At 72.8% G+C, this 26,752-nt stretch carries 19 protein-coding genes and 1 pseudogene; 11 read left to right on the top strand and 9 right to left on the bottom strand.

Annotation, left to right across the window (positions count from 1 at the left end; translation table 11 throughout):
- Positions 1-160: 160 nt before the first annotated feature.
- A complete protein-coding gene (locus QSK22_RS02775) occupies positions 161-1,441 on the top strand; it encodes a M14 family metallopeptidase (RefSeq protein WP_285492301.1) in 1,281 nt (426 codons plus the stop codon).
- A 164-nt stretch (positions 1,442-1,605) separates the two neighbouring features.
- Here QSK22_RS02775 and QSK22_RS02770 read toward each other — a convergent pair whose 3' ends face one another.
- Positions 1,606-2,841: an RDD family protein gene (locus QSK22_RS02770; protein WP_285492300.1), complete on the bottom strand. Its 1,236-nt coding sequence runs from the start codon at positions 2,839-2,841 to the stop codon at positions 1,606-1,608.
- An 82-nt stretch (positions 2,842-2,923) separates the two neighbouring features.
- Between QSK22_RS02770 and QSK22_RS02765 the strand changes: the two genes are divergently transcribed.
- On the top strand, positions 2,924-3,919 hold the full coding sequence (locus QSK22_RS02765; RefSeq protein WP_285492299.1) for a stage II sporulation protein M: 996 nt from the start codon (positions 2,924-2,926) through the stop codon (positions 3,917-3,919).
- Positions 3,920-3,959: 40 nt separating this feature from the next.
- Here QSK22_RS02765 and QSK22_RS02760 read toward each other — a convergent pair whose 3' ends face one another.
- From QSK22_RS02760 to QSK22_RS02740, 5 genes are read right to left on the bottom strand one after another with little or no spacing between them, the layout of a single operon-like run.
- Positions 3,960-5,252 (bottom strand): DUF58 domain-containing protein, encoded by a 1,293-nt coding sequence (locus tag QSK22_RS02760; RefSeq protein WP_285492298.1) that lies wholly within the window; start codon positions 5,250-5,252, stop codon positions 3,960-3,962.
- 49 nt (positions 5,253-5,301) lie between these two features.
- Positions 5,302-6,303, bottom strand: a complete 1,002-nt coding sequence (locus tag QSK22_RS02755) for an AAA family ATPase (RefSeq protein WP_285492297.1) — start codon at positions 6,301-6,303, stop codon at positions 5,302-5,304.
- Positions 6,300-7,616: a DUF4350 domain-containing protein gene (locus QSK22_RS02750; protein ID WP_285492296.1), complete on the bottom strand. Its 1,317-nt coding sequence runs from the start codon at positions 7,614-7,616 to the stop codon at positions 6,300-6,302. Before QSK22_RS02750 ends, QSK22_RS02755 begins: the two co-directional genes overlap by 4 nt.
- Positions 7,613-8,389 (bottom strand): DUF4129 domain-containing protein, encoded by a 777-nt coding sequence (locus tag QSK22_RS02745; RefSeq protein ID WP_285492295.1) that lies wholly within the window; start codon positions 8,387-8,389, stop codon positions 7,613-7,615. Before QSK22_RS02745 ends, QSK22_RS02750 begins: the two co-directional genes overlap by 4 nt.
- Entirely contained in the window at positions 8,386-9,798 is a 1,413-nt protein-coding gene (locus tag QSK22_RS02740) for a hypothetical protein (protein WP_285492294.1), read from the bottom strand. The genes QSK22_RS02745 and QSK22_RS02740 overlap by 4 nt, the downstream gene beginning before the upstream one ends.
- Positions 9,799-10,125: 327 nt before the next feature.
- On the opposite strand from QSK22_RS02740, the gene mtrA reads away from it, so the two are divergent.
- The 8 genes and pseudogenes from mtrA (at position 10,126) to QSK22_RS02700 (ending at position 20,665) form a co-directional block, all read left to right on the top strand.
- Positions 10,126-10,803 (top strand): MtrAB system response regulator MtrA, encoded by a 678-nt coding sequence (mtrA, locus tag QSK22_RS02735; RefSeq protein WP_285492293.1) that lies wholly within the window; start codon positions 10,126-10,128, stop codon positions 10,801-10,803.
- A 167-nt stretch (positions 10,804-10,970) separates the two neighbouring features.
- Complete coding sequence (gene mtrB, locus QSK22_RS02730) at positions 10,971-12,596, top strand: MtrAB system histidine kinase MtrB (RefSeq protein ID WP_285492292.1); 1,626 nt, start codon at positions 10,971-10,973, stop codon at positions 12,594-12,596.
- A gap of 26 nt (positions 12,597-12,622) precedes the next feature.
- Positions 12,623-14,404, top strand: a complete 1,782-nt coding sequence (locus QSK22_RS02725) for an LpqB family beta-propeller domain-containing protein (RefSeq protein WP_285492291.1) — start codon at positions 12,623-12,625, stop codon at positions 14,402-14,404.
- Positions 14,405-14,493: 89 nt separating this feature from the next.
- Entirely contained in the window at positions 14,494-15,174 is a 681-nt protein-coding gene (locus tag QSK22_RS02720; RefSeq protein ID WP_285492290.1) for a ComF family protein, read from the top strand.
- Between the two features lie 1,393 nt (positions 15,175-16,567).
- On the top strand, positions 16,568-17,233 hold the full coding sequence (hpf, locus tag QSK22_RS02715; protein WP_285492289.1) for a ribosome hibernation-promoting factor, HPF/YfiA family: 666 nt from the start codon (positions 16,568-16,570) through the stop codon (positions 17,231-17,233).
- 236 nt (positions 17,234-17,469) lie between these two features.
- Positions 17,470-18,216: a response regulator gene (locus tag QSK22_RS02710; RefSeq protein ID WP_502872255.1), complete on the top strand. Its 747-nt coding sequence runs from the start codon at positions 17,470-17,472 to the stop codon at positions 18,214-18,216.
- Between the two features lie 432 nt (positions 18,217-18,648).
- Positions 18,649-19,111: pseudogene (locus tag QSK22_RS02705) on the top strand (helix-turn-helix domain-containing protein); the annotation flags it as partial.
- Positions 19,112-19,486: 375 nt separating this feature from the next.
- Positions 19,487-20,665: a winged helix-turn-helix domain-containing protein gene (locus QSK22_RS02700; RefSeq protein WP_285492288.1), complete on the top strand. Its 1,179-nt coding sequence runs from the start codon at positions 19,487-19,489 to the stop codon at positions 20,663-20,665.
- Positions 20,666-20,692: 27 nt separating this feature from the next.
- Here the strand turns inward: QSK22_RS02700 and QSK22_RS02695 are convergent, their stop codons facing one another.
- A complete protein-coding gene (locus tag QSK22_RS02695; RefSeq protein ID WP_285492287.1) occupies positions 20,693-21,043 on the bottom strand; it encodes an HGxxPAAW family protein in 351 nt (116 codons plus the stop codon).
- A gap of 183 nt (positions 21,044-21,226) precedes the next feature.
- Between QSK22_RS02695 and secA the strand changes: the two genes are divergently transcribed.
- Entirely contained in the window at positions 21,227-24,124 is a 2,898-nt protein-coding gene (gene secA / locus QSK22_RS02690; protein ID WP_285492391.1) for a preprotein translocase subunit SecA, read from the top strand.
- A 321-nt stretch (positions 24,125-24,445) separates the two neighbouring features.
- Here the strand turns inward: secA and QSK22_RS02685 are convergent, their stop codons facing one another.
- Together QSK22_RS02685 and QSK22_RS02680 are read right to left on the bottom strand one after the other, a co-directional pair.
- On the bottom strand, positions 24,446-24,997 hold the full coding sequence (locus QSK22_RS02685) for an Rv3235 family protein (protein ID WP_285492286.1): 552 nt from the start codon (positions 24,995-24,997) through the stop codon (positions 24,446-24,448).
- A gap of 312 nt (positions 24,998-25,309) precedes the next feature.
- A complete protein-coding gene (locus QSK22_RS02680) occupies positions 25,310-26,725 on the bottom strand; it encodes a PTS transporter subunit EIIC (RefSeq protein WP_285492285.1) in 1,416 nt (471 codons plus the stop codon).
- Positions 26,726-26,752: the final 27 nt, after the last annotated feature.

Raw genomic sequence — 26,752 nt, 5'->3', positions numbered from 1 at the left:
TCGGCGCCGCCATTGCCAAGTCCGGTGCCGACGGTCATGGTGTCTGCATCGCGAGCGCTCGTGACCCTCCCGACAACCCGAACCCCCTGCCGCGCCGGGCGCCCCGCCCCCGCCCGGGGCCCGGCGCGTGCCGTCGACGAACGGTCAGGAGTCGCCCCCCATGGTCATCCCCCGAAGGTCCCCGCGGCCGCGCGTGCTCGGCGCGGTGCTCGCCGCGCTGGCCCTCGTCCTCGTCGCCCTGCCGACCGCCGCCGGCGCGTCCGCCCCCGGCGGCCCCGAATCCGACCGGTACCTGGTCACCGGGGCGCGCACCGCCGAGCAGCGCACCCGGGTCGCCCGCACCGGCGCGGCCATCGACACCGTCCGGGCGGACGGAACGCTGGAGGTCAGCGCCCTCCCGGCCGAGATCGCCGCCATCCGGCGGCTCGGCCTGCGGGTCACCGCGCTGACGACGCCCGAGCCGGGCCCGACCGCCGCCGCCACCTCCTACCACACCTACGCCGAGACCCTGGCGGAGATCGACGCGGTGGTGGCCGCCCACCCGCAGATCGCGCGCAAGTTCGTGGCCGGACGCTCCTACCAGGGCCGTGACATCGTCGGCGTGAAGATCAGCGACAACGTGGCGGCGGACGAGAACGAGCCCGAGGTGCTCTACATCGCCAACATCCACGCCCGCGAACGGCTGACCAACGAGCAGGCGCTGTACTTCATCGGCATCCTGACCGGCGAGTACGGCTCCACCAGCCGGATCACCGACCTGGTGGACTCCCGGGAGATCTGGATCATCCCGATCACCAACCCGGACGGCCAGGTCTACGACATGACCAGCGACACCTCCGCCGGGCGCGGCTGGCGCAAGAACCGCCAGCCCAACCCGACCTCGACCGGCACCGACCTGAACCGCAACTTCGCCTACCGGTGGGGCTGCTGCGGCGGCTCGTCCTCCTCCGGCTCCAGCGAGACCTACCGCGGCACCGCGGCCGAGTCGGCCCCCGAGACCAAGGCGATCGCCGACTTCGTCCGCAGCCGCCGGGTGGGCGGCGTCCAGCAGATCAAGATCTTCCTGGACATCCACTCCTACGGCGGACTGGTGCTGTGGCCGTTCGGCTACACCTACGCCGACACCGTGGCGGGCGCCATGTCGGCGGACGAGGAGGCCACCCACCGCACCATCGGCCGCCAACTGGCCGCCTCCAACGGCTACACCCCGCAGCAGTCCAGCGACCTGTACATCACCGACGGCAGCTCGGACGACTGGACGTGGGGCGACCAGCGCATCTTCTCGTTCAGCTTCGAGCTGGCGGGCGGCAGCTTCTACCCGTCCCCGGCCAACATCGAGACGCTGACGCAACGCAACCGCGAAGCTCTGCTGACGCTCGCCGAGTACGCCGACTGCCCGTACCGCGCCATCGGCAAGCAGGCCCAGTACTGCGGCGCGTGACGCTCACGGTGCGGGCCGCGGCACCCCGCCCGGCCCGCACCGTCCCCCGCGGCAACCCACAGCGCGAACGACGGGCACCCGCGTCATCAGCCGCCCCTTTCAGACCTGCGGGGCACCACTGGAACGCCGCCAGGGGCTGCATCTGCGGGCCGTCGCGGGGACGCTTACGGCGTCCTCGGGGGAGTCGCGGGTGGGCCGCCCGCCGGCGGGGTTCCGGGCACAGGGGCCCACGACGGTGCCTGCGGCGCCTGTGCTGGAGGCGCCTGCGGGTGATCGCCTGACGGAGCGGAAGGCGCGCCCATCGGAGGGGTCTGCGAGGGAGCGGCCGACGGGGCCGGCGGTGCGCCTACGGGTGCCTGCGGTGCGCCTGTCGGAACCGCCTGGGGGATGCCCGCCGTCGCAGGGCCCTGCGGAGCGCCGTAGGCGGGGCCGTACGCGGCGTTCTGCCGGTGCAGCACGTCCTGATAGGGCCCGGAGCCGTAATCGTGCGGAGGAAGGAACTGAGGCTGCCCAGGCCTCGGCGCGCTGAACGCGGGCGGCCGGGGCGGCCCCTGCGGGACGGCCGCGGCAGGAGGCGGCCCGGCCACCGCCATCGCCGGCTCCCCGGGCCACGCCGCGGCGGGGACGGTCATGCGCATGCGGCGGGCGCGGCGCTGGGCGAGCCGCCACTCGTCGCGGCGGCGGCGTTCGGCCAGCACCGCCGACAGGACGATCTCGGGCCGCACCCCAGCCGGAGGGGGCGGGCTCACCACGGCGAACACCTGCTCGGTGATCCGCGCGCCGAGCGCGTCCCGCACCTCCGGCAGCAGCTCCCAGAACCGGGCCAGGTACTGGCGCGCCGCCAGCGCCAGCCCGTCCGGCAGCAGCGACAGCTCCAGCCGCTGCGCCCACCCGGCCAGCTGCGGCGGCATCACCGCGACCGGTCCGAACACCGGCCCGTGCGGCACCCGCTCCTGGATGACGATCGTCCCGGCGAACAGGTCCCCCAGACGCTTGCCGCGCCGGTTGCCCAGCGAGGTCAGCAGCGCGGGAGCCGCCGCCAGCGACCACAGCTCCACCGTTGCGGCCAGCCCCCGCACCAGCGTCTGGCGGAACCGCACCGGCCCGCCGTCGTCGGCCACCACGCGCAGGCCCAGCGCCAGCTTGCCGAGCGTGCGGCCGCGGGACAGCGTCTCGCACACGCACGGATAGCCCACCAGCACCGTCACCGTCGTCGCGATGCTCAGCCCGATGGTCCACGCCTCGTCGGCGACCAGCGAGGTCAGGCTCACCAGGGACAGGCCGAGGTTGAGCAGCGTCGTCTGGAGGGCCAGGTCCAGCAGGAAGGCGCAGCCCCGGCTGGCCAGCCGCGCCACCCGGATGTCGAGCGCGACGGCCTCACCGGTGACGAGTTCGGCCATGTCCGGTCCTCCAGGGTGGGGGCTGGGACCCCCCATTCTGCCCGTTCCGCACGGGTGGCCGGGCAGGCGTTAGTCTCGCCGGGTGGACGTCGATGCCTACGTGGCCGCCCATAACGACGAGTGGCGCCGCCTGGAGCAGCTCATCAACAAGAGCCGCAAACTGACCGGGGCGGAGGTTGACGAACTGGTCGAGCTGTACCAGCGCACCGCCACCCACCTGTCCGTGGTGCGCTCCAGCGCGCCCGATCCGATGCTGGTCGGCCGGTTGTCGTCGCTGGTGGCGCGGGCCCGGGCGACCGTGGGCGGGGCACAGGCGCCGCTGTGGCGCGACGTGGGGAACTTCGCCACCCGCTCGTTCCCCGCCATCGCCTACCGGCTCAAATGGTGGTGGCTCGGCAACGCCCTGCTGGGCAACCTGCTGGCCCTGGTCCTCGGCGTGTGGGTGGCGCGCAACCCGGAGGTGCAGGCGGCGATCGCGACCCCGTACGAGATCCGCGAGCTGGTCGAGCACGACTTCGCCAACTACTACGTCGAGCACTCGGCGGCCTCGTTCGCCTTCCAGGTGTGGATGAACAACGCCTGGGTCTCGGCGGTCGCGCTGATCTTCGGGATCCTGCTGGGCATACCCACCCTGTACGTGCTGCTGCTCAACCAGCTGAATCTCGGCGTCACGGCCGGGCTGATGTTCGCCCACGGCAAGGGCGACGTCTTCTTCGGCCTGATCCTGCCGCACGGCCTGCTGGAGCTGACCGCCGTCTACCTGGCGTGCGCCGCCGGCCTCAAGATCGGCTGGACGGTCATCGATCCGGGGCCGCGGCGGCGCGGCCAGGCCCTGGCCGAGGAGGGCCGGACGTGCGTGGCGGTCGCCATCGGCCTGGTCGGGGTGCTGCTGGTGTCCGGGCTCATCGAGGGCTTCGTGACGGGCTGGGTGCACATCACCTGGCTGCGCGTCGGCATCGGCGTCGTCGCGGAGGCCGCCTTCCTGGCCTACGTCGTCGTCCTGGGCCGCCGCGCCACCCGCCAGGGCGCAACCGGCGACGCCGACCTGACCCCCGACACCGCCCCCGTCTCCGGCTGACCGCAGCGGCTCAGGCGGCGAGGGGAGGCGGCCGGGGTGTTCAGAGGCGGCCGGCGGCTTTGAGGGCGAGGTAGGCGTCGGCCAGGGCGGGGGCGATCTCGGCGGGCGGGGCGTCGACGACCTCGACGCCGTAGCCGCGCAGTTCGGCGGTCAGGCGGCGGCGTTCGGCGCGGGCGCGTTCGGCCGCCGCGGCGTCGTAGACGGCGGCCAGGTCGCCGCGGGCGGCGGCCATCTCCTCGACGCGCGGATCGGCGACGGCGGCGACCATGACCAGGTGGCGGGCGGTGAGCCGGGGCAGCAGCGGCAGCAGGCCCTCCTCGATCGCCGCGGCGTTCAGCTCGGTGAGCAGCACCACCAGGCAGCGCTGCCGCACCCGCGACATCAGGGTGGACACCATCCCGGCCGCGTCGGATTCGATCAGCTCCGGCTCCAGCGGCGCCATCGCGCGCACCATCGCCGGGAGCAGGTCGGTACGGGACGCGCCCTCCACCCGGGCCCGCACCCGCCGGTCGTAGGCGAGCAGGTCGACGCGGTCGCCCGCGCGGGAGGCCAGCGCGCCCAGCAGCAGCGCGGCGTCCATCGAGCAGTCCAGGCGCGGGATGTCGCCGACGCGTCCGGCGGAGGTGCGGCCGGTGTCGAGCACCAGGTAGATGCGGCGGTCGCGTTCGGGCCGCCAGGTGCGCACGACCACGTCGCGGCGGCGCGCGGTGGCCCGCCAGTCGATGGAGCGCACGTCGTCGCCGTCCACGTACTCGCGCAGCGAGTCGAACTCGGTGCCCTGCCCGCGGATCAGCGCCACCTGCTGGCCGGTCAGCTCGCGCAGCTTGGCCAGCTTGCCGGGCAGGTGGCGGCGGGACGGGAAGGCGGGCAGCACCCGCACCGTCCACGGGGCGCGCCGCGACAGCTGCCGCGCGGCGAGCCCGAGCGGGCCGCGCGAGCGGATCGTCACCGTCACCGACTGCCGGTCGCCGCGCCGGGTCGGCACCAGCGTGGTCTCGACGCGGCGGCGCTCGCCGGCGGGCACGTCCAGCCGCACCGTGCGGGGCCCGGCGGCGGCGCTCGGCGGCCACACGTCGCGCAGCACGCCCCGCACCCGGCGGCGGCCGGTGTTCTCCACGATCAGCGACACCCGCGCGGTGCCGCCGAGGCGGACGCTGGTGTCGCCCTCCCGGTGCAGGCGCAGCGCCCGCACGTTGCCGGCGAGGGCCAGGTCGAGCGCCACCGCGGCCAGCAGCACACCCCACAGGGCCGCCAGCGTCCACCAGCTCGGCCAGACGATCGGCACGACCGCGCCGAGCAGCGCCAGCAGCCCGAGCCGTCCGGTCAGTGCCATGCCATGCTCCCCGCCGACCTGCGGGACGTGCCCTTCAACGCATGCCTCCTCAGCGGGGGGCCGGGACGTGGGCGAGGATGCCGTCCAGCACGCCGTCCGCCGTGGCGCCCTCGAGCTCGGCCTCGGGACGGAGCTGGACGCGGTGGCGCAGCGTGGGGCGGGCCAGGGCCTTCACGTCGTCGGGCGTGACGTAGTCGCGGCCCGACAGCCACGCCCAGGCGCGCGAGGTGGCCAGCAGCGCGGTCGCGCCCCGGGGGGAGACGCCCAGCTGCAGGGACGGCGACTGGCGGGTGGCGCGGCACAGGTCGACGACGTACGCGGCGACCTTGGGGTCCAGGCGCACCGCGCCCACGGCGGCGCGCCCCGCGGCCAGGTCGGACGCCCCCGCGACGGCCTGCACGCGCGACAGGTCCCGGGGGTCGAACCCGGCCGCGTGCCGCTCCAGCATCGCGATCTCCTCGTCGCGGGACGGGACCGGCACGGTCAGCTTCAGCAGGAACCGGTCGAGCTGGGCCTCCGGCAGCGGGTAGGTGCCCTCGTACTCGATCGGGTTCTGGGTGGCGCACACCACGAACGGGTCGGGCAGCGCGCGCGCCGCGCCCTCCACCGACACCTGCCGCTCCTCCATCGCCTCCAGCAGCGACGCCTGCGTCTTGGGCGGCGTGCGGTTGATCTCGTCGGCGAGCAGCAGGTTGGTGAACACCGGGCCCTCGCGGAACTCGAACTCCGCGGTCCGGTTGTCGTAGATCAGCGAGCCGGTCACGTCGCCGGGCATCAGGTCCGGGGTGAACTGGACGCGCTTGAAGTCCAGGTCCAGGGCGTGCGCGAGGGTCTTGACCAGCAGCGTCTTGGCGGTGCCGGGCACGCCCTCCAGCAGCACGTGGCCGCGGCACAGCAGCGCGATGACCAGGCCGGTGACCACCGAGTCCTGGCCGACGACCGTCTTGGCCACCTCGCCGCGCAGCGCGGTCAGAGCCTGCCGGACCTGCTGGGCCTGCTCGGCGTCGACGCCGGGGGCGCCGTCCTTGGCGAGCGGGACGGGGTGGTTCACGATTGCCGTACCTGCCTTTCCAGGTCGTCGAGGACGTCGGACAGCCACACCAGTCCGGCGTCGTCCGCAGGTTCAGGACCGTACAGGGCCGCGCCGATCGTCGCCTCGTCGTAGAGGAGGCGGCCGTCCGGGCCGGTGCTGAACGTTCCGGTCTGGGCGGCGCCGGGGGGCGCCCCGGCCCCGGCCGCGCGCACCCTCTGGGCGACCGCGGTGACGATCTCCCGGGCGGCGTTCGGGTCCTGCGCGGCGCTGCGCGGCAGGCCCAGCAGGGGGACGAGGCGGTCGCGGGCCCCCGCGCGCAGGGCGTCGGCGGCCCGGTCGCGGGCGTGGTGCGCGCGGTAGAGGCGGGCGCGGCCTTCGACGGTCTCGGCCGAACGCACCACCACCGGCAGCGCCTCGGCCACCACCGGCCCCAGCCTGCGCGCCCGCCACACGGCCACGGCGACCACGGCCAGCACCAGTTGCAGGAAGAACAGCTTCACCCCGAACGGCACCAGGTCGCCCAAGGTCCGGTCACCGCTGGCGCTGCCCGGGTCCGGAAGGTCGGGGATGAGCCACACGACCGAGGCACGCGCCCCGGCCAGGTTCATCGCCAGCGCCGCGTTGCCCTCGTCGTCCAGGTACTCGTTGGTGAACGGACGGGACGACCCCAGCACCGTCACCGTACGGGCGCCGTCGAGCCGCACCTGCACGAGCCTGGGGAGGCCCTCGACGCGGTAGCAGGCCGTGGCGCCGGGCGGCACCTCGTAGGTGTCGGACTGGCCGAAGTCCACGTTGCCGGCCAATACGGCCGCCTGGAGGGTGCAGTCGGGGGCGTCGGTGTCCTCGAAGCTGCTGCTGGCCACCTGCACCCCGGGGGCCAGCCCGGTGAGGACCCTGCGGGACGGCGCCACCAGCACCAGGTCGCCGGGGATGCGCCGCAGCCGGTCGATGTCGGAATCGGTGAGCCGTTCCGAACGGGTGATGACGGTGACGGACGTCGCGGTGGCCCGCTCTGCGGCGTCACCGGCGCTGCGCGACACCGCCACGGGCGTGCCCCGCTGCCGCAGGATCTCGGCGAGCGCGCGCGAGCCGCCGGGGCTCGCCGACTGCGGGTCGAGGTTCTGCCACGAGGACTCGGGGCGCAGCGCCGCCAGGATCACCGCGATCACGACGAGGGCCAGCACGACCGCGACCACGCCGCGCGAGGCCCGCCAGCGCCGCCTGGCGACCTGCCCGGCGGTCGGCTCCGCGCCTTCCCCGGCGGAGGGCGCGCCGGCGGTCTGCGGGGCGCCGGCGGTCTGCGGGGCGCCGGGGGTGAGCGTCGAGGTCATCGGCCATCACCACCGTGCGACGCGCCGCTTGTGCCGCCCGGGCCGCCTTCGCCGCCGCCGCCCGGGGCGACCGCGGCCAGGTCCGGGATCCCCGACTCGTCGGGCCGATCGGCGGCCGCGCCGTCCCCGTCCAGCGGGCGCGGCCTGGTGGCCTGCACCCGTTCGTCCAGGGCGCGCAGGCGGGCGTACCCCTCCGGGGTCCCGGGACGGCCGCCGTACCAGACGTCGTCGAAGATCCGCACGCCCGCCCGCAGATCCGCCGCCACGTCCGGCAGCGCCCGGCCCGCCTCGGCCGCCAGCTCGTCGGCGGTGCGGCCCGGGCGCGGCCCGAGCACCGCCCGCTCCTCCAGGTCGCGGGCGATGGCCCGCAGCCGCTCGCGGATCGCCTCGGCCCAGCGTCCGGCGGCGGCGTGCTCCTCGGCGTTCTGGCGGTGGCTGCGCGGCGTGGACGGCGTGGCGTCCAGCAGGGCCCGGCGGGTGCCCCGGGTGTTGCGGCGGCCCCACATCAGCCACACGACCAGGCCGATCACCACCGCGACGATGACCGCGATGATGATCCAGGAGATCCAGCCGCCGCTGCCGGGCGCGTTCGGGTGCGCCGACCGGTCGGTCAGCTCGCGCAGCCAGTCGCCGATCCGGTCCAGCAGCCGCTCCAGCCAGGACGGCTGGTCGCGGTGGTAGATCGGCTTGTCCAGCTCGCGGCGGGCCAGGTCGCGGGCCGGGTCCCGGCCGATCGGATCGGCGGTCAGGGCGGTGAGTACGGCAGTGATCATGTCGATGTCCAGGTCTGCGGCGGCTGCTGCGGCACCGGCTGCGGCACCGGCGGCTGCTGCGGCGCGGGCTGCTGCGGTACCGGCGGCTGCTGCGGCTGGGGGCGGGCGGCGAGCGGGGCGGGCCGCCACAGCTCGAAGAAGCCGTCGTCCGCCGCCTCCGGCCCGTCGGGCGCGTCCGCCGCCGGCGCGCCGCCGCCCGGGGCGGATGCGGGCCGCGTGCGGGTCCGCAGCTCCAGGTCGAAGCCTTCCCGGCGCATCCGCCGGTCAACGTACAGCAGGGCGATGACGCCGGCGTCGAACGGCAGCACCACCGACCAGCTCACGATGCGTCCCAGCGTGTCGACGGCCAGCGCGCCGACCGACGCCCCGGTGCTCTCGGCGTCGCCGAAGACCGCCAGCTGAACCAGCAGGAACGGCGCGCGCAGCGCGAACATGCCCATGAACACGGTGATCATCAGGGCGAGCAGCAGCGTCCCGCAGGTGCGCCACCAGCGGCCGCGCGACAGCGTGCGGGCCCGGCGCAGCGCGCCGGCGACGTTCTGGCGCTCCATCACCACCGCGGGCACGGCCGGCACGAGCAGCACGTACACCCAGACCATCGCGGCCAGCCCGGCCGGGACGCCGAACACGCCGGCGATGATGATCGCCTCGACCGGCCCCTCGGCGGCGATCAGCAGGAGCAGCGGCGCGTTCGGCAGCACCAGCGCGGCCAGCGAACCCGTCACGATCAGCGCGGCGACGGCCGCGAGCCGCCCCATCCGGGGCCGCGCGTCCCGCCACGCCTGGCGCGGCGAGGTCGGCAGCCCCAGCAACTGCCGTCCGATCAGCGGTGAAAGCAGCCCGGCCACCAGCAGGATGCCGTACGCCGACAGCACCAGCCCGATCGCGCCCAGGATGAACTGGGTGCCGATCGAGCGGACCAGCACGCCCGGCGTGATCTCCTCGCGGGCCTCGGGGCCGATGAAGTAGTACGCCAGCAGCGAACCCAGCACCTGGATGACGGTTGAGACGCCTATGGACAGGCCCAGAGTCGCCCTTGGGTGCCGCCGAATGCAGGCGATGGCCGCGTCCAGCATTTCCGAAATCGACAGCGGCCGGAACGGAATGTCGCCCCCGAGCAGGTCCGCGTCCGCCAGGGAAACCCGCACGTGGACGGGCTCGGAGGCAGCCGCCCCTGGTCGTGCGGCGCCCGTCCCGGGGTCGGCCGGGGGCGCGGGGGCGCCCGGAGGCGGGAAGGCGGCGTCGGCCGAGGGCGGGGGCTGGGGTGCGGGGGCAGCGGGGGACGAGGGCGCGCCGTCCCGGTCGCCCGAAGCGTCCCAGCCGTTGGGTCCCGGCATCTCCAGCTCCCCGTACCCGGTGTCCTGTGCCCGTTTGGTGAGGCCCGCCCCCATGACGGCCCGTCTGGCCATCCTGTCACGGCCGAGGACCTGCGATTGCCTCCTCTTGACGGTACGCCGCACGATTGATTCGTTCGGCCGATTCAGGCCGGGCCGCGGGTTGGTAGGCGAAATCGTGTCTAGAATTCGTTCCTTTGGACACGGCCCGGTGCACGCCACCTCATCGCCGGTCGGGAGGAGTCATGGCGGAGGCAAACGCAGGTAACCTTGCCTGCCAAAGCATTTCTCTCCCTGGCGAGGTGGGGCCGGGCCATCGTCCGGGGCACGACGGGGCGTCCAAGACGTGCGCGACGCGCTTGCCTGATCCCACCAGACCCCGAGTGTGTAGCGATGAGGGCCATGAGAGGACGTGTACTGGTCGTCGACGACGACCTTGCTCTCGCCGAGATGCTCGGCATCGTGCTGAGGGGCGAGGGGTTCGAGCCATCCTTCGTCCACGACGGAGACAAGGCGCTTGAGGCGTTCCGGGAGACCCGGCCCGACCTCGTGCTGCTCGACCTGATGCTGCCCGGCGCCGACGGCATCGACGTATGCCGCCAGATCCGCGCCGAGTCCGGCGTCCCGATCGTCATGCTGACGGCCAAGAGCGACACCGTCGACGTGGTGCTCGGCCTGGAGTCCGGCGCCGACGACTACATCGTCAAGCCGTTCAAGCCCAAGGAGCTGGTCGCGCGGGTGCGCGCCCGGCTGCGCCGCACCGACGAGCCCGCCCCCGAGACGCTGCAGATCGGCGACATCACCATCGACGTGGCGGGGCACTCGGTCAAACGCGGCGACCGCACCATCCCGCTCACCCCCCTGGAGTTCGACCTGCTGGTCGCGCTGGCCCGCAAGCCGCGCCAGGTCTTCACCCGCGAGGTGCTGCTGGAGCAGGTGTGGGGCTACCGGCACGCGGCCGACACCCGCCTGGTCAACGTGCACGTCCAGCGGCTGCGCGCAAAGATCGAGAAGGACCCGGAGCGGCCGGAGATCGTTGTGACGGTGCGCGGCGTCGGCTACAAGGCCGGGCCCGCCTGAAGCGGTCCGCGTGACGACGGCGACCCCATGAACGCTCCCCCCGTGACGCCCGACGCCCCGGTGCCCCCCCGGGCCCGCAACCGTCGCCACGCCGCGATGACGCACGCCCCGCAGGCGGCGCGGTGTCCCGCCGGGGGTGTGCTCCTCTCCGGGGGTGTGCTGCGGTGATGCACGCGGCCAGGCGAGTCGTACGGCGCGGGCTGCGCGCGTCCCGGCGGGTCCTGCGCCGCGCGGTCGGACGGGCCTACACCCGCTGGCGCCGCTCCATCCAGATCCGGGTGGTCACCTCCACGCTGCTGATCTCGGCGGCCGTGGTGGCGATCCTCGGGGCGTTCCTGCAGCAGCAGATTTCGGCCGCCCTGATGGAGGGCAAGATCAAAGCGGCCATGCTCCAGCTCGACGAGGGCCTCAGCATGGTGCAGCGCGACCTGGGCGGCCCCGCCGCCGACGACGACGGACGGCTGGAGCGCGTCGTCAACGCCCTCAAGGCCCGCAGCGGGCCGTCCGGGCTGTACGAGATCTACATCCGCGACGCCAAGAACCCCTACTACGACGGCTACGCCACCAACGAGCTGCGCCAGGAGAGCGTCCCCCAGCGGCTGCGCGAGGAGCTGCGCCGCGGCCCGGCCGGGGCGCGCGACTACACCTTCGGCCGGCTGTCCTACATCGGCCGCGACCGCGAACCCGGTCTCATCGTCGGCGGCAAGACCGGCCAGTTCGAGCTGTACTACCTGTTCCCGCTCACCCAGGAGGAGCGCACCCTCACCCGGGTGACCTGGGCGCTGCTGGCCGTTGGCGCGGTGCTGATGCTGCTGCTGGCCGCCATCGCCTCGCTCGTCACGCGGCAGGTCGTCATCCCGGTGCGGCTCGCCGCGCAGGGCGCGCAGCGGCTGGCCGCCGGACGGCTCGAAGAGCGCATGCGGGTGCGCGGCGAGGACGACCTGGCGCGCCTGGCCACCTCGTTCAACGAGATGGCCGCCAACCTGCAGGAGAAGATCGGCGAGCTGGAGCACCTGTCGCAGGTGCAGCGGCAGTTCGTCTCGGACGTCTCGCACGAGCTGCGCACCCCGCTGACCACCATCCGCATCGCCGCCGACATGCTCTACGAGTACCGCGACACGTTCTCCGACCCGGCCGTGGGACGCTCCGCCGAGCTGCTGCAGAGCCAGCTGGAGCGGTTCGAGGCGCTGCTGGCCGACCTGCTGGAGATCAGCCGCCACGACGCGGGCGCCGCCACCCTGGACGCCGAGTCGCTCGACATGCGCGACGTGGTATTGCGCGCCGTCGGCGACGTGCAGCACCTGGCCGAACGCAAGGGCAGCAAGGTCGTCCTGCAGCTGCCCGGCGAGCCGTGCATGGCCGAGGTGGACCGCCGCCGCGTCGAACGCATCCTGCGCAACCTGCTCGTCAACGCCGTCGAGCACGGCGAGGGTGAGGACATCATCGTGTCCTGCGCCGCCGACCGCGACGCTGTCGCGGTGGCGGTGCGCGACCACGGCGTGGGGCTCAAACCGGGCGAGAGCCAGATGGTGTTCGACCGCTTCTGGCGGGCCGACCCCGCCCGCGCCCGCACCACCGGCGGCACCGGGCTCGGCCTGTCGATCTCGCGGGAGGACGCCCAGCTGCACGGCGGCTGGCTGCAGGCGTGGGGCGAACCCGGCAAGGGCTCGCAGTTCCGGCTGTCGCTGCCGCGCGTGGCGGGCGCCGAGCTGCGCGGCTCCCCGCTGCCCCTCGTCCCGCCGGGAGTGCGCGACAGCCGGGCCGTCTACGCCGAACTGGAGGCGGGGGAGTGAGCGCGCGGCCCCGAGGGTTGCTCCGGGTGAGGCCGCCGCTGCGCGCGCTGGCCGCCGCGCTGTCGCTGCTGATGGCCGCCGGCTGCGCCTCCGTGCCCACCGGGGGGCGGGTCGTGTCCGGTCGGCCGGTCGACCGGTCCGACCAGGTCGACGACCCGTACGTGCGGCTCGTCCCGGTGCGGCCCCGCGCCGAATGGGGCCCGGCGGAGATCGTGTCGGGGTTTCTGGCCGCCTCGGCGAGCTTCGACGACGACCAGAAGGTGGCGCGCGAGTACGTCTCCCCGGCCACCGGCTGGCGGCCCGGCCTGCGCCCCGCCGTCACCGTCTTCCAGAACCGCGACCAGCCCATCGTCGTCAAGGAGAGCGCCGCGCAGGCCACCGTCCGGCTGGAGGGCGACCAGCTCGGCACCATCGGCCCGGACGGCCAGTACACCGCCGACCCCAAGCACGTCGAGGTCACCTTCCAGCTCGGCAAGAACCAGCAGGGGCTGTGGCGCATCACCGAGCTGCCCACCGAGGTGCGCGGCGGGCTGCTGCTCACCAAGGCCGACGTGGACCGCGCCTTCCGCACCGTCAACCTGTACTTCTTCGGGCCGGACGGGCGCACCCTCGTGCCCAACTCCATCTTCCTGCCGCTGGCCAACCGCAAGGACCTGCCCACCCGGCTCGTCCAGGCCCTGCTCGTCGGCCCCACCTCGTGGCTGGCGCCCGCCGTCCGCAGCGCCTTCCCGTCCGGCACGCGGCTGCGCGGAGCGATCACGATCAGCAAGGACGTCGCGACCGTCGACCTGACCCGGCAGGCCCGCTCCGGCAGCCCCGAACGCATGTCCGCCCAGCTCGCGTGGACGCTGCGGCAGCTGTCGGAGGTCAAGCAGTTCAAGCTGCAGATCGAGGGTGAGACGGTCACGCCCGAGGGTGTCGGCGCCACCCAGTCCGTCCGCGCGTGGGCGGCCAACGCACCCGACGGCGAGTCGTCCGAGGAACGCTCCGACCCGCAGAGCGCCTACCTCATCGGCGCCGCGGGCCATTTGAGCCAGCTCTCCGGGGACCTGCCGCAGCCCATCGTCACCGGGGCGGCCGGGCAGCTCGTCCGCCCCGCCGTCACCCCCGACTACCAGGAGGTCGCGGGGCTCAGCCCCGACGGCGGCCAGGTGCTGGCCGGGACCCTGGTCGCCGGGTCCACCGACATCCGGCCCCTGCTCACCCGCAGCGACCCGGACGCCCGCTTCACCGCCCCGTCCTTCGACCGCAACGGCGTGCTCTGGACGGTCGAGACCACCAAGGACCGCTCCACGCTGTGGATACGGCAACGCGGCCGCGCCCCCGTGCGCGCGGCCCACTGGGGCTTGGGCGGCCGCCAGGTCCTGGCCCTGCGCGTGGCGCGCGACGGCGTCCGCGTGGCCGCCATCGTGAAGATGGACCGCCGCGCCCAGCTCCACATAGGGCGCATCGTCCGCCGCTCCGACGGCGGCATCGAGGGCGGCTCCTTCCTGCCGGTCAGCTCTGAACTGCAGGACGCCATCGACCTGTCCTGGCGCGACTACAACACCCTGGCCGTCCTCGGGCGCGCCAAGTCCGACTCCCAGCCGCTGCCCTACCTCGTCCCGGTGAGCGGCGGCGCCATCAGCTCCCTCGGGGTCGGCGCCCTGGGCCTGCCCCAGACGATCGCCGCCGCCCCCAAGTCCCCGGTGCTCGTCGGCACCCGCTCCTCCCACGAGACGCGCGTCTGCCGCCAGCGCTCCTACCGCGACCAGTTCAGCGAATGGGTCTGCGCCATCCCCGGCAGCGACCCCACCTACGCCCAGTGATTCCGCCTCAAGATCACTTTCGCCGAAGAGTTATCCACAATCTCGGCGCCCCCTGTTGAAGCCGGCGGCCCGCCCGGCATCGTCGAGTCATGCGCTTCCTCGACGACCTGCTCAACCTCGTCCTGACGGAACCGTGCGCCGGCTGCGGCGTCGCCGTCGGCCTGCTGTGCGGGCGCTGCGCGGCCTGGCTGGGCACCCCCGCCCGCCGCGTGACGCGGCCGACGGCACTGCCGCCCGGCCTGCCGTGCCCGTGGGCGGTCGCGGCCTATGAGGGGCCCGTCCGCTCGATGCTGGTCGCCCACAAGGAACACGGCAGGACGGCGCTCGCCCGCCCCCTGGGCGCCGCACTGGCCCGCGCCGTCCAGGCCGCCCTGTCCGAGCCGGGCGGCCCGAGGGATCCCCCCACGGCCGTCGTCCCCGTGCCGTCGTCGCGGTCGGCCGTCCGGCGGCGCGGGCACGACCCGACCCGCCGCATGACCGACGCGGCCGTCCGCGCACTGCACACCCCGGGGCTCGTCCGCCTGGACGCCCTGCGCCACCGCCGCAAAGTGGCCGACCAGGCCGGGCTCACCGCCGCCGAACGCGCCGCCAACCTCCAGGGCGCCCTCGAACCCAAACGTCCGCTCCCCGGCCACCGGGTCGTCCTGGTGGACGATGTCGTCACCACCGGCGCCACCCTGGCCGAGGCCGCCCGCGCCCTCACCGAAGCGGGCGCCACCGTCGCAGCCATCGCCACCCTGGCCGCCACCCCCCGCCGGACCCAGCCGTGACCCCGCCTTCCGGCAACCCCCTATGAGGCCCCACCAGGCCGTGTCGGACGCATCATGGTGAATCCGCAGCAGCGCGCTGATCACGGTGATCCCGCCCCGGAGGTGACAAGCGAGGTTGCCGTGGCGAATGGCGATACCACGCCATTGCTGGTGCCGGTTGAAGCGCGTTCGACACCTTGCGGCGCAGGCCGGCCGACCGCATCGCGGCAGGTGGTCCCGCCCAACCCGCTGATCGCCACATGCGCCAGCAGCGGCAGCGATGCCGCAAACCCGCAGCGCGCGACAGACGACCCGGCCCCACCCAACCCGAACTCAGAGATCATCCACAGCGGAAGGCGAACACAGCCAAGACAGCGGCGCCCTCTGGCCGGGCCAACGCGCAGCGCCCGCCCGAACGGCGCCGTTCCACACGCGGTCAGGTGGCACCCCGCCCGCGACCTGACCACCTTGTGCCCGGCCCGAGGCAAGCGCCCTCACCCCAACGGCAGGCCACCCCAGCCGGGTGGCCCGTCGCCTCCCGCGCTGACCGCCTCTCCCGAGCATTCCCCATGACGCCCACACCGGGCGGCAGAACCTCCGGGCAGGGTCAGCGCAGGGGAAGCCCGGACCCGCGGCCTGGCTTGCCTGCGCCTGGCCGGGGCGAGCGGCGTCACCGCCGACGGCGGAGGAACCCGGGCGGACGATGAGCACGCTCTGGCGCGACGGCGTGTCCGGCGGTTTGTGGGACGGAGTGGGTGAGATTCTTCGCGATGGGGGTTGAACCGGTTGGTAGTTGCCGAGCGTAACCAGAGATGTGTCCGGTTCGCCGCCGGCGGCCGGACCGTCCGGACCGATCAGGTCACGCCGAGTCGTAGGACGGGAGTGGTCTTTGAAGTCTCACCGTTCCGCCAGGTCGGCATGACCTGCTCGCGCAGATCGAGGAGGAGGCCCCGCGGGATCGGCGGAGCACGGGTCGTGAACGCTCCCCGCGGGCGTCCGCGTACGCCGGAAGGAGGTCCAGCGATGACGCACCGTGAGTATTTCCTGCCGCCACCCCCCTGACATTCGCGGCGTAAAGGGGTTAGCGTTCCTGACATGGCACCCGCCCGGGTCCGTGGTTGCGTCGGACTGCGGTGCTCGTCGCGAGCACGCCCGCCGGTCCGGCTAGCCGATGCCAGGCGCAGGCGAAACGGCCCACGTAAGGCGACTTCTCGTCGACCGATCACGGTGCGCCTTAGGGGTAAGTCCTGCCCCGTCGGGGGGTCCGACACCCTCCGAGCAGGGAGAAGGGGAGTAGTGGCGAGAGCGCCGCGAGACCCTCAGCAGGCGGATGTGGGGACGAAGACCAGGTCGGCCGGGCGGGTGCGACCCCGACAACGCGAGTCCGGCAACTCCGGGAGAAGGGGGGTCCCGCGTGGAGATCATCGTCAGGGGCCGTCACACCGATGTCGACGACAGGTTCCGACGGCATGTCGACGGCAAGTTGTCGAAGATCGAGCGACTGAACCAGAAGGTCATCCGGGTGGACGTGGAGGTCTCCCAGGAGCGCAACCCGCGCCTGGCGGACCATCGTGAGCGGGTCGAGATCACGATCCGGTCCCGGGGGCCCGTGATCCGCGCCGAGGCCGCCGCCGAGGACCGGTACGGGGCCCTCGACGCGGCCATGGACAAGCTGGAGAACCGGCTGCGCCGGCGGAACGACCGGCGCAAGGTGCACCACGGCAGCCGCGCCCCCGCCAAGCTCGCCACGATGGAGCCGCTGCCCGAACCTCCGGCGGGCGCGCCGCTCGCCGAACCGGCTGCCGCCACCGCGACGGCCGCCGAGCCCGAGACGCGCCGGGAGGAGCCGTCCGAATCGCACGAGAACCTCGTCCCGATCCCCATGGAAGGCGAAGGCCCGCTCGTCGTGCGCGAGAAGTTCCACCGTGCCGAGCCGATGGGCATCGAGCAGGCCCTGTTCGAAATGGAGCTGGTGGGTCACGACTTCTTCCTCTTCCGCGACAAGGCCACCGGCCACCCGTCCGTGGTCTACCGGCGGCGCGGCTACAACTACGGGGTCATCCGCCTTGTCGAAGAGTGATGCGGCACATGCGGCACGTCACCGGCCGGGGCATGTCATGATCTAGAAAGGCGTAACTCAGCAAGCCGCGGACGCGGTGGTCCGGGGCGAAGGGCAGGCGCGCCGCGCGTGCCCGCTGCGCGTGGCTCGCGCCCCGCGCCGCATCGCCCGGGCCGACGCCCCGCGGAACCCTCCGCAAGACCAGATCACTGACAGTGAAGGGGGGAAGCGGCGTTCTCCTGCACGCCGCGACTCAGGTGAGCGAGAATCCCGAGGCTCGCGGCGCCGCCGCGGTGCCCCGCCAGGCCGCGGGCGGCAGGGGCGACGCGCAGGGCCCCGCCGACCCCATCCGCGTGCTCATCGTGGACGACCACGCGTTGTTCCGGCGCGGCTTGGAGATGGTGCTGCAGGACGAGCCCGATATCGAGGTCATCGGCGAGGGCGGGGACGGTTACGAGGCGGTCGAGATGGCCGGCGACCTGCTGCCCGACGTGGTCCTGATGGACATCCGCATGCCCCGCCGCAGCGGCATCGAGGCCTGCACGGCGATCAAGGACGCGGCGCCCAGCGCGAAGATCGTGATGCTGACCATCAGCGACGAGGAGGAGGACCTCTTCGAGGCGATCAAGGCCGGCGCCACCGGCTACCTGCTCAAGGAGATCTCCATCGACGAGGTCCCCCAGGCGGTGCGCGCGGTGCACGGCGGCCAGTCGCTGATCAGCCCGTCCATGGCCTCCAAGCTGATCACGGAGTTCGCGGCGCTGGCCAAGCGCAGCGAGGAGCGGCAGCAGCAGGTGCCCGCCCCCCGCCTCACCGACCGCGAGATGGAGGTCCTGCGGCTGGTCGCCCGCGGCCTCGGCAACCGTGAGATCGCCCGCGAGCTGTTCATCTCGGAGAACACCGTCAAAAATCACGTCCGCAACATCCTGGAGAAGCTGCAGCTGCACTCCCGCATGGAAGCGGTCGTCTACGCCGTACGGGAGAAACTCCTGGAAATCACCTGACCCCGCCCTCCTCGCCCCATCCCCGGGGAGCAGACGACGACGGGCAGGCCGAGCACGCGTGCCGCCGAAAACAGATCATGTACCCGAGTTCAGGCGTGCCCCGATCGCCCTATGCCCGCCGACTTCCATGGAGGAAACCCCAGGGCTCCACCCCACTCGACCCCGACTTGCCGCGCCCTGACACCCCGTAGACCACCTCTCGCCGCCGGCGGCCGCCCACCAGCACGCTGCCGGGGCCCGGCGGCGGGGCGACCTGCAGCGCGAGCCGCCCGGCGGCACGGCCGCCGAGCCGGACGATCACGTTTGGGCCGCTCTGGCGGCGGGCTGTCGACCAAGGTGCATCTGGCCTGTGAGCAGGGCGACACGCCCTGGGCGGTTCTTGAACGGCAAGAGGGCCTTGGTTCCGGTGTGGAATGCGACATCTACACCGAACTGCAGGAGGCCCTCGCGTCCCACCGTAACGCCCCGCTGCCCCCCGACCGGCAGGCTGCGTCTGGCCCGGTGTGTCGTCGAGGAGAGTCGGCCGCTGCGCCGGGCCGCGGAACGCTTCGGCGTCAGTCACACCACCGCCGCCCGCTGGGCGAACCGATACCGGCAACTCGGCGAGGCCGGCATGCACGATCGCACCCGGCCGGCCGCATCGCAGCCCCCACCGGACGCCGCCGGGTGTCGAGGCGCAGGTGATCGCTCTGCGGCGGACGCATCGCATCGATCCAGTCCGGCTGGCCGCCCGCACCGGCATCGCACCCTCGACCGCGCACCGCATCCTGGTGCGGCACGGCCTGCCGCCTGCGGCATGCGACCGGACCACCGGCGAACAAGTCCGCCGCTACGACGCTCCCGTCCCGGTGACCTGGTCCACATCGACGTCAAAACGCTCGGCCGCATCCCCGACGAGAGACGGGCGTCCCGCTGGTCGGCGCGTTGGCAGACGGCGGTGATGCCCCGGGGCGGCGACAGGTGGCGGACGCCCCCGGCTGCCGCCCGCCGAGATTCGACCGACTGCAGTGTGTCCGTGACCGACGAGCGGGCGACAGCAACCATTGCCTGGGCGGTGTCGGTATGGGGCTGGGGTGTATCGGCTTGTCTGTGTTCGTGTGCGCTTGCGGTCGTGTTGGCCGGCCGGCGGGCGGTGGGCGGTGTGGGGGCGGTGGGCTGAGGGCCGCGGGATGAGGGGGGTGATCCTGCTCAGGGATGGGTGTGCGGTGTTCGTTCGTGAGGCGGCACCGGCTATCTCATTTTGGTGGTGTTGGAGGCTAGCATCGGGCGGGTGACGGTCATCGAACTGAGTGCGGACGAGGCGCGGCGGCTGCAGCTTCGGGCGCAGGGGCTGCTCGGGACGGACGGCAGACGGGGCGGCGTGCCGGGGGTCCTGCGACGGTTGGGCGCCGTGCAACTGGACACCATCTCCGTGCTCGCGCGCTCCCACGAACTGGTGCCCTACGCGCGTCTCGGGCCGGTCGGGAGGGCGGCGGTCGAGAAGGCGTACTGGGGCGGCGGCGCCGGCTTCGAGTACTGGGCGCATGCGGCGTCCGTGCTGCCCATGTCGGAGTGGCCGTACTTCGCCTTCAGGCGGCGCGAGTTCCGCCGCCGGGGGTGGCGGTGGCACAAGGTGCCCGAGGGCGTGTGCGACGACGTGCTCAAGCGGTTGCGCGTCGACGGGCCGCTCACCACGAAGGAACTGGGCGGCGCCAAGTCGGGCGCCGACTGGTGGCAGTGGAGCGACCACAAGATCGCCATCGAGTGGCTGCTGGACATCGGCGAAGTCGTGTGCGTGCGCCGGGTCGGCTGGCGGCGGGTGTACGACCTGGCCGAACGCGCCGTCCCCGCCGACCTGCTGGCCGAGGATCCGGACGACGAGACGTGCCTGACCCGGCTGGTCGCGCAAGCCGGGCGGGCTCTGGGCGTGGCGACCCGCGCGGACCTGGCCGACTACTTCCGGATCAAGGCCGAGCAGGTCGACGCGGTGGTCGAGGCGGCCGGACTGGTGCCGGTGCGGGTGGCGGGATGGCGGAACGGGGCCTGGGCCGATCCCGGGGCGCTCTCCGCCCCGGCGCGCGGACGGCATGCCACGACGCTGCTGTCCCCGTTCGACTCACTGGTCTGGGACCGGGCCCGCACGTCCCGCGTGTTCGGTTTCGACCACAGGTTGGAGGCCTACGTGCCCAGGGCCAAGCGGGTCCACGGCTACTTCACCATGCCCGTGCTGGCCGGGGGACGGCTCATCGGGCGCGTCGATCCGGCCCGCGAAGGCGCGACCCTGGTGGTCCGCCAGGCTTCCCTGGAGCCGTGGGCGACCCGGACGGCCGCCCGTGCGGAGTCGTCCGTGGCCGCCCTGTGCGCGGCGCTGCGCAAGGCCGCGGAGTGGGTCGGCTGCGACACCGTACGCGTCGAGCGCATGACCCCAACCGACCTTCTCTCCAATGTCAACGCCCGCTTGGCGGAGTAGGCGGGCGGGTAAAGAAATCGCGCGGGGTCAGCCGTGGGGGGTGTGCTGGGTGTCGGTGCGGATGGGCTTGTCGATGGTCTCCCCCGCCGACCCGCCGCGGCGCTTGTCGGTGCGGGTGCCGAAGACGGAGTAGTCGACGATCTCCGGAATGACCCGGGGCGCGTCCACCACCACGTCGGAGAAGATGTGCACCATCCCGCCGACGATGAAGCCGACCACCACGATGCCCGCCCCGACCCAGAAGGCGCCCCAGGCCGGGCCCATGCACAGGGCGATTCCGCCGACCACGAACCCGGTGATCATGATGCCGACGGCGACCCACGAGCCGGGCCGCCCCGCGTGCGAGCCGTGTCCCTCGTGTGGCAGTTCTTCCGTCATCGAACGCCTCCCCTCGGGTATGCGGAGACACCTTCCTCGGGACGGAAAGGTCAAACGGAGTGCGCGCTGGATTGCGTCAAGGAGTGACCTAGACCATCCTGAGACTCGCCTACGATGGCATCGTACGTGCGGTGTGCGTTCCGCCGGTCGGCGGTGACCCACGATCTGCAAGGAGCCTTGAGAGTGCCACCGGTCATCGACAAGATTCTTCGTGCGGGCGAAGGCAAAACCCTGCGCAAGCTCAAGAAGCTCGCGGATCAGGTCAACTCCATCGAGGAGGACTTCCTCGAGATGAGCGACGCCGAGCTGCGCGAGCTCACCGACAAGTACCGGGAGCGCCTCGCCGACGGCGAGACCCTGGACGACCTGCTGCCGGAGGCGTTCGCCACCGCGCGGGAGGCGGCCCGCCGCGTGCTCGGCCAGCGTCACTTCGACGTGCAGATCATGGGCGGCGCCGCGCTGCACCTGGGCAACATCGCCGAGATGAAGACCGGTGAGGGCAAGACCCTCACCGCGGTGCTGCCGGCGTATCTGAACGCGCTGTCCGGCGACGGGGTGCACATCGTCACCGTCAACGACTACTTGGCCAAGCGCGACGCCGAGTGGATGGGCCGCGTGCACCAGTTCCTCGGCCTGGAGGTCGGCGTCATCCTCCCGCAGATGACGCCCGAGGAGCGGCGCGCCGCCTACAACGCCGACATCACCTACGGCACCAACAACGAGTTCGGCTTCGACTACCTGCGCGACAACATGGCCTGGAGCCTGGACGAGTGCGTCCAGCGCGGCCACAACTTCGCGATCGTGGACGAGGTCGACTCGATCCTGATCGACGAGGCCCGGACCCCGCTGATCATTTCGGGTCCGGCCGAGCAGAACTCCAAGTGGTATGTGGAGTTCGCCAAGATCGTGCCGCGGCTGAAGCGCGCCGAGCCGATCCCCGGCGAGGTGGACAAGTACGGCCCGGGCGACTACGAGGTCAACGAGAAGAAGCGCACGGTCGGCATCACCGAGTCCGGCGTGGAGAAGGTCGAGGACTGGCTCGGCATCGACAACCTCTACGACTCGGTCAACACGCCGCTGGTCAGCTTCCTCAACAACGCGCTGAAGGCCAAGGAGCTGTTCAAGCGCGACAAGGACTACGTCGTGATGAACGGCGAGGTCCTGATCGTGGACGAGTTCACCGGCCGCATCCTGCACGGCCGCCGCTACAACGAGGGCATGCACCAGGCCATCGAGGCCAAGGAGGGCGTGCCGATCAAGGACGAGAACCAGACCCTCGCCACGATCACGCTGCAGAACTACTTCCGGCTGTACAAGAAGCTGTCCGGGATGACCGGTACCGCCATGACCGAGGCGGCCGAGTTCAACAAGACCTACAAGATCGGGGTCGTGCCGATCCCGACCAACAAGCCGATGATCCGCAAGGACGCCCCGGACGTGGTCTACAAGACCGAGCAGGCCAAGTTCGAGGCGGTCGTCGAGGACATCGCCGAGCGGCACGAGAAGGGCCAGCCGGTGCTGGTCGGCACCACCTCGGTGGAGAAGTCCGAGCGGCTGAGCAAGATGCTCAAGCGGCGCGGCATCCCGCACCAGGTGCTGAACGCCAAGCACCACGAGCAGGAGTCGGCCATCGTCGCCGAGGCGGGCCGCAAGGGCGCGGTCACCGTGGCCACCAACATGGCCGGTCGCGGCACCGACATCATGCTCGGCGGCAACCCCGACTTCCGCGCCGACCTGGAGCTGCACCAGCGCGGCCTGTCGCCGCTGGAGACGCCCGAGGAGTACGAGGCGGCCTGGCCGGAGGCGCTGGAGAAGGCCAAGGAAGCCGTCAAGGGCGAGCACGAGGAGGTCGTCGAGCTCGGCGGCCTGTACGTGCTGGGCACCGAGCGGCACGAGTCGCGGCGCATCGACAACCAGCTGCGCGGCCGGTCCGGCCGGCAGGGCGACCCGGGCGAGTCCCGGTTCTACCTGTCGCTGGAGGACGACCTGATGCGGCTGTTCAACTCGGCCCGGGTCGAGGCGATCATGACGCGCCTGAACATCCCGGACGACGTGCCGATCGAGTCCAAGATCGTGTCCAATGCGATCAAGTCGGCGCAGGGCCAGGTCGAGCAGCAGAACTTCGAGATGCGCAAGAACGTCTTGAAGTACGACGAGGTGCTCAACCGGCAGCGGCAGGTCATCTACGCCGAGCGCCGCAAGGTGCTGGAGGGCGCCGACCTGCACGAGCAGGTCCGCAACATGATCGACGAGGTCGTCGAGGGCTATGTCGCGGGCGCCACCGCCGAGGGTTTCGCCGAGGAGTGGGACCTCGACAAGCTGTGGAAGGCGTTCAAGCAGCTGTACCCGATCTCGTTCAGCGTCGAGGACCTGGTCGAGGAGATCGGCGGCGACATCTCCAACCTGGACGCCGAGACGCTGGCCGAGCGGGTCCGCAAGGACGCCCAGGCCGCCTACGACGCCCGCGAGGAGGAGCTCGGCTCGGAGGTCATGCGCGAGCTGGAGCGCCGCGTCGTGCTGTCGGTGCTCGACCGCAAGTGGCGCGAGCACCTGTACGAGATGGACTACCTGCAGGAGGGCATCGGGCTGCGGGCCATGGCGCAGCGCGACCCGCTGGTGGAGTACCAGCGGGAGGGCTACGACATGTTCAACGCGATGCTCGACGGCATCAAGGAGGAGTCGGTCGGCTACCTGTTCAACCTCGAGGTCGAGGTCGAGGAGCAGCCGCAGTCCAAGGTCGGCGCCGCCCCCGTCGAGGTGTCCAAGACCGCCCCGGCCAAGGACGCCGAGGAGGAGGCCGCGGCGTCCGAGGAGGGCGAAGAGCCCGAGGAGCCCGAGAAGGCCGACAAGGGTGAGGGCGGCGAGCACGAGGCGCCCGCCATCCGCGCCAAGGGCCTGGAGAAGCCGCAGCGTCCCAAGAAGCTGGACTACTCCGCGCCCACCGTCGACGGTGAGGGCGGCGTGGAGCACCACAGCGAGGCGGCCGCGGACCCGTACGCGGGCGTCGGCCGCAACGACCCGTGCCCGTGCGGTTCGGGCAAGAAGTTCAAGCGCTGCCACGGCGACCCGCGCAAGAAGTAGCCCGCACGACCTGACAGCGGCCTCCCGGGCACCCGCCCGGGAGGCCGCTTCGCGTCCCGGCACTTCCCACGCGCCGCAAGGCCACCCCGAAACCTCCCCAGGCGGACGCCCCGCCCGCCGTAGTGGTGCGTGGCGTCGTGCCGTCCCAAGCCGGGTGGTGGCTGGGCGCACTCGGCGCCGTCAGCGTGGCTTTTCGCTGCCCGCTCGGCGACTTCCCGTCGAAGTGTGCGAGTCGGGGGCGTCGGCTGGGTGGATACCGGTTGTGGGCGCCCCGGATGGCCCGGACGGGGACGGGCCGTCCGGGGCGCTGGGCGGGTGTGGTCAGGCGCTGCGGTGGCGGGGCGGGGTGGTGACGCGTGGGCGTCGCGTCGGTCGTGGTCCCGGTGCAGCGGGTCGTCCCGCTCGGTGGGGCGGGGTGGTCGTCTCCAGGGCGGTGCACCGCCAGCGGCCCCGGTGCCGTTCGAGGCGGAGGGCCAGGGCTTGGACGTGCCCGGCGAGGACGACCACGGCGCCGGTCTCGGCGACGTCCGGGGCGGGTTCCTGGAGCCAGGTCGTCAGCACGCGCGGCGGCGTGGTGCGGGAGCCGGAGGTGAGGGGGAGCGGGTGGGCGGCCAGCACGTGGCAGATCTCCGGGGCGGCGCGGCGGGACAGGTGGTGCAGGGTGCGCGTCCCCGCCAGGACCTCGGCGACCAGGTGGACGATGGCGGTGGCCGCGCCGCGCAGCTCCTCCTGGGGCGGGTGTTCGGCCAGGTGGAGGGGTGCCCGGTCGCGGCCGCGGGCCGGGGGTGCGACCGCGCGTACGTGACGCGGGCCGGGCTCGTGGGCCCAGCAGAGGGCCAGGGCGCCGTCGGTGGGCCGGAACTGCTCGCACATGGTGGTCTCCTTGTGTCGGGGCGCCCCGAGGGGAAGGCGCCGATTACAAGGAGCCGCGGACGGGCCGTTTGATACATGCTGGCCGGATGCGGTCAGAAACCGCGCCCGGGGCGGGCATGGCCTCGGCGGACGCGGCGGCGGCGTGCGGCCCGCTGCGCGGCGCATCCGGACAGGCCCGGCCGCGTCCTGAGCAGGGGTGTTCGCGGCGGCGGGGTGGAAGCAGCGGCGTTCCTGGCAAAGGGCCGCGGCGGCGGGCCGTCGGGCCCGCCGCCGCGGCCGAGGGGGAGGCGGGGAGGAGTGGTCAGAAGGCCGCTATGACGTGCTCGTCTCCGCGGCGCCGCTCTTCTTGGAGCGGCCGCTCTTCTTGCCCGAGCCGGCCAGTTCGGGGGAGGCGGCGGGGTCGGCGGCGGCCGACTCCTCGCCCTCCGGTTCGCGGCCGGGGGTGGGGATGTTCAGCTTGCGGATCAGCACGCTGAACAGCAGGTAGTAGATCGCCGCGTAGATCAGCCCCATGATGATCAGCGGGATCAGCTTGTGGGTGTTGTCCTTGGAGCCGTTGATCAGCATGTCGATGCCGCCGGCGGAGAAGCTGAAGCCCAGCTTCATGCCGAGCGCGTCCGCGACGGCCATGGAGATGCCGGTCAGCACGGCGTGAAGGCCGAACAGGACCGGCGCCACGAAGATGAACGCGAACTCGATCGGCTCGGTGATGCCGGTGACGAACGCGGTCAGCGCGGCGGAGAACATGATGCCGCCGACGGCAGGGCGGCGGTGCGGCGGGGCGGCGCGCCACATGGCCAGGGCGGCGGCGGGCAGCGCGAACATCAGGACCGGGAAGTAGCCGGTCATCGACCAGCCCGCGCCGTCGGCGCCGTTGAGGTAGCAGTTCAGGTCGCCGGCGTAGGTCTTGCCGTCCACGGTGCACTCGGGGATCTGCGTCCAGACGACGTTGTTGGGGATGTGGTGCAGGCCGAGCGGCAGCAGCAGCCGGTTGATCACGCCGTAGACGCCCGCGCCGATCGTGCTGTTGTCGGCCATCCACTCGCCGAAGCTGGTGAGCCACTTGCCGAGCACCGGCCAGATGAAGCCGAATACCACGCCGAGGATCATCGCGGTGAACGCGGTGATGATCGGGACGAACCGGCGGCCGCCGAAGAAGGCCAGCCAGGTCGGCAGTTTGATCCGGTAGAAGCGCTGGTAGAGCAGGGCGGTGACGAGCCCGATGACGATGCCGCCGAGCACCCGGGTGGGGTTCTGCGCGGCCAGGTCCAGCACCAGGTTGGGCTGGCCGGGGTTGTCCGGGTCGAACAGCTGCTTGCCGATCTTGGCCTTCAGGTCGTCGTCGAACCGGACGAAGAAGATGTTCATGCTGACGTAGTGGAAGACCAGGTAGCCGACCACGGCGGCCAGCCCGGTCGAGCCGTCGGACTTCTTGGCGAAGCCCACGGCGACGCCCACCGCGAACAGCAGCGGCATCCAGTCGAACAGCGCGCCCCCGGCGCCGGAGAACACCTGCGCGACGCGGTCGGCGCCGGAGAAGCTGATCCACGGGTCCGCCGCCTTGTCGGTGCCGATCACGTCCGGCTGGCCGAGGCGCAGCAGCAGGCCGGCCGCGGGCAGGACGGCGATCGGCAGCATCAGGCTGCGGCCGATGCGCTGGAGGACGGCCAGGGCGGCCGATCCGCGGCGAGGTGCCGCGGTCCCGCCCACTGCGGTTGTGGAACTCATCGGGTTTTCCTCCTTGTAGCCGGGGGA

The organism is Actinomadura sp. NBRC 104425 (assembly GCF_030269545.1).
In the GTDB taxonomy this organism is placed as follows: Bacteria; Actinomycetota; Actinomycetes; order Streptosporangiales; family Streptosporangiaceae; genus Spirillospora; species Spirillospora keratinilytica.
The sequence above is the reverse complement of the archived record's forward strand: the minus strand, read 5'-3'. Positions and strand labels throughout refer to the sequence as shown.

What these genes read in the sequence shown, in the direction of transcription:
- QSK22_RS02775 (WP_285492301.1), top strand. Translation starts at nt 161, where the DNA reads ATGGTCATCCCCCGAAGGTCCCCGCGGCCGCGCGTGCTCGGCGCGGTG.
- QSK22_RS02770 (WP_285492300.1), bottom strand. Translation starts at nt 2,841, where the DNA reads ATGGCCGAACTCGTCACCGGTGAGGCCGTCGCGCTCGACATCCGGGTG.
- QSK22_RS02760 (WP_285492298.1), bottom strand. Translation starts at nt 5,252, where the DNA reads ATGGCACTGACCGGACGGCTCGGGCTGCTGGCGCTGCTCGGCGCGGTC.
- QSK22_RS02750 (WP_285492296.1), bottom strand. Translation starts at nt 7,616, where the DNA reads ATGACCTCGACGCTCACCCCCGGCGCCCCGCAGACCGCCGGCGCCCCG.
- QSK22_RS02745 (WP_285492295.1), bottom strand. Translation starts at nt 8,389, where the DNA reads ATGATCACTGCCGTACTCACCGCCCTGACCGCCGATCCGATCGGCCGG.
- QSK22_RS02740 (WP_285492294.1), bottom strand. Translation starts at nt 9,798, where the DNA reads ATGGCCAGACGGGCCGTCATGGGGGCGGGCCTCACCAAACGGGCACAG.
- mtrA (WP_285492293.1), top strand. Translation starts at nt 10,126, where the DNA reads ATGAGAGGACGTGTACTGGTCGTCGACGACGACCTTGCTCTCGCCGAG.
- mtrB (WP_285492292.1), top strand. Translation starts at nt 10,971, where the DNA reads ATGCACGCGGCCAGGCGAGTCGTACGGCGCGGGCTGCGCGCGTCCCGG.
- QSK22_RS02720 (WP_285492290.1), top strand. Translation starts at nt 14,494, where the DNA reads ATGCGCTTCCTCGACGACCTGCTCAACCTCGTCCTGACGGAACCGTGC.
- QSK22_RS02695 (WP_285492287.1), bottom strand. Translation starts at nt 21,043, where the DNA reads ATGACGGAAGAACTGCCACACGAGGGACACGGCTCGCACGCGGGGCGG.
- QSK22_RS02685 (WP_285492286.1), bottom strand. Translation starts at nt 24,997, where the DNA reads ATGTGCGAGCAGTTCCGGCCCACCGACGGCGCCCTGGCCCTCTGCTGG.
- QSK22_RS02680 (WP_285492285.1), bottom strand. Translation starts at nt 26,725, where the DNA reads ATGAGTTCCACAACCGCAGTGGGCGGGACCGCGGCACCTCGCCGCGGA.